This window comes from Flavonifractor sp. An52, assembly GCF_002159385.1.
Lineage (GTDB): Bacteria > Bacillota > Clostridia > Oscillospirales > Oscillospiraceae > Flavonifractor > Flavonifractor avicola.
In genome coordinates, this window is record NZ_NFIB01000067.1 from 1 (window position 1) to 1,365 (window position 1,365).

The 1,365-nt window shown below is 47.8% G+C and carries 2 tRNA genes and 2 rRNA genes; all 4 read right to left on the reverse strand.

The window, feature by feature from the left end:
- Nucleotides 1–626 precede the first annotated feature (626 nt).
- Nucleotides 627–742 (reverse strand): 5S ribosomal RNA (gene rrf / locus B5G06_RS13710).
- A 135-nt stretch (nucleotides 743–877) separates the two neighbouring features.
- Nucleotides 878–953: transfer RNA gene (locus B5G06_RS13715), tRNA-Lys, on the reverse strand.
- 5 nt (nucleotides 954–958) lie between these two features.
- Nucleotides 959–1,033 (reverse strand) — tRNA-Glu (locus B5G06_RS13720).
- Between the two features lie 84 nt (nucleotides 1,034–1,117).
- Nucleotides 1,118–1,365: ribosomal RNA gene (locus tag B5G06_RS13725) — 23S ribosomal RNA — on the reverse strand; the annotation flags it as partial.

Consider the following 1,365-nt stretch of genomic DNA (forward strand, 5'->3'; position numbering starts at 1 on the left):
ATAAAATGGTATCTAAAGAACCAAAGTTCTTCAAATCATCTTATCGAAGCTTAATTCATAGCTTCAAAGAAATCAATTCAAGAGCCTTCCTTCAAGCTTCGCTTGTCAGAAGGACTTCTTGTCCTTTCTGGTGCTTCGTGTTTCTTTCACGTTGTTTAATTTACAAGGTACACGCTCTTGTCAGCCACTCGGGCTGACGTGCCATTTATTTTAGCACACTCTGTTTCGCTTGTCAAGAACTTTTTCAAGTTTTTTCAGGGCTTTTTAGCCCCGAACCGCTTGTTTCGGTTCTTTTTCAAGCTCGTTCACGCCCTCCGGCGCGAACTCATTTAGTTTACCACGCACACTCGCGTTTGTCAAGCACTTTTTCTGATCTTTTTCCGCAAGGCCGTCCAGGTTCCCCTCGGTTTCTTCCGATTTTGGTCAGATTTTCATGCTCTCTCGCAAGGCGCTCAGATAGAATATCACTCACGGTGCCATTTGTCAAGCACTTTTTTACATAATAGGCTCAACAAATGTCACAGACCTGGATCCCTTTGAAGTCAATACCTATATCAGCAGCTGTCTATGACGGCTGCTGATTTTTGTAAAGCAAAAAGCGGACAGCCTAAGCTGTCCGCTTTCTGTGTTGGCGTTACCTATCTTCCCGGTCCGTCTCCAGACAAGTATTTTCGGCGCAGGTGAGCTTAACTTCCGTGTTCGGGATGGGAACGGGTGGACCCTCACCGCAATCAACACCAACTTACTTTCTTTTGAAAAAGAAAGTAAGCAAAGAAAACTTCATCTGAACTTTTCTCTCCTTACCGTCTTTCTCATCAGGTAAGTCTAAATTTTAAGAGGTTCTCTATGGAGCGCCGCGTAGACGCTCCATAGAGAATGGTGCGCCTTCACGGATTCGAACCGGGGACCCACTGATTAAGAGTCAGTTGCTCTACCAGCTGAGCTAAAGGCGCAGGTTTGGTGACCCGTGCGGGAATCGAACCCACGTTTGCGGCGTGAGAGGCCGCCGTCTTAACCGCTTGACCAACGGGCCACATTTACGCGTCGCTTTGTCAGCACCCTCAAAACCGAACAATGCAGTTTCCAGTACCAGGCAAGCGCCTGCAATCATCATGTTAAGGTCAAGCCCTCGGCTTATTAGTATCGGTCAGCTACACGCGTTACCGCGCTTCCACCTCCGACCTATCAACGTCATAGTCTACGACGTGCCTTACTCCACGAAGGATGAGAGATCTTATCTTAGGGAGAGTTTCACGCTTAGATGCCTTCAGCGTTTATCTCGTCCGTACATAGCTACCCAGCCATGCCCTTGGCAGAACAACTGGTGCACCAGAGGTACGTCCATCCCGGTCCTCTCGTACTAAG